Genomic DNA, 1060 nt, shown 5'->3' on the forward strand with positions numbered 1-1060 from the left:
AGCGCGAAATCCGAGGTTGACCTGCGGCGATATTTCACCAACCGATCCGTGATCGGTTCGTTATAGGAACGAGATATCCATTTTCTGAAGATGAAAAGCATGAGCGGTTCTCGTAACGTCCCTGGTGCCCCGAGACGGGCAAACCAAAACTGAATCCACGGCCCCGCGTGTGAGCGGGGGTGGGAGCGGCACGAGCCGCCCCCGGCCGGCGCGGCTGACAGCCCGCAAGGCGCCAGCGAACCCCCGCTGTCGTGCCGAAACGAGACGGCACGCCCCAGAGAGCCACTTCCGTACAGACATGGCACCAAGCCCGCCTCGGTGGGCTTGCTTTGGCGCGCGCAAACCCGAAAGGAACACCTTTTGAAGAACGCCCGCAAGATGCTCATCGCTGCCGCGATCACCGGAACACTCGTCAGCATGTCGTCTGCCCCCACCGCGACCGCGGAGCCTGCCGGCCTGGAACTGAACGGGCCGTCCCCCGCTCCCGCGGGTTTCGACCCGAACCTGCCCCCGCCACCGGACGCCCCGCCGGCTCCGGACGCGCCGCCGCCGGACGCCCCGCCGGCCCCGGATGCGCCGCCGCCCGCCGACTTCGACCCGAACCTGCCGCCGGCGCCGGACGCCCCGCCGGCCCCGGATGCGCCGCCGCCGCCGGACGCCCCGCCGGGACCCGACGTGCCGCCGCCGCCGCAGCGGGCGTACAGCGTGAACTGGGACGCCATCGCACGATGCGAATCGGGGGGGAACTGGGCGATCAACACGGGCAACGGCTACGTCGGCGGTCTGCAGTTCACGCCGAGCACCTGGCGTGCCAACGGCGGAAGTGGCTCCCCGGCCAGCGCGAGTCGCGAGGAGCAGATCCGCGTCGCCGAGAACGTGCTGCATTCGCAGGGCATCGGCGCGTGGCCGGTCTGCGGTCGGCGTGGCTGACAACAGCCGCGGCCGGCGGCTCGAGGACTGACAGCCGTCGAAACGCCATAGGTGAGGAATGCCGGGCCCCGGGCCCGGCATTCCTTGTCGGCGGGGGCCGCCGAAGCGCCCCTCGGTCGGGTAGCGTCGG

Annotated in this window: 1 protein-coding gene; it reads left to right on the forward strand. The window is 70.8% G+C overall.

Annotation, left to right across the window (positions count from 1 at the left end; genetic code table 11):
- Positions 1-360: 360 nt before the first annotated feature.
- Positions 361-930, forward strand: a complete 570-nt coding sequence (locus AC2VOP_RS06305; RefSeq protein ID WP_428900684.1) for a transglycosylase family protein — start codon at positions 361-363, stop codon at positions 928-930.
- Positions 931-1060 lie beyond the last annotated feature (130 nt).

This window comes from Mycobacterium sp. TH-M106, assembly GCF_057473765.1.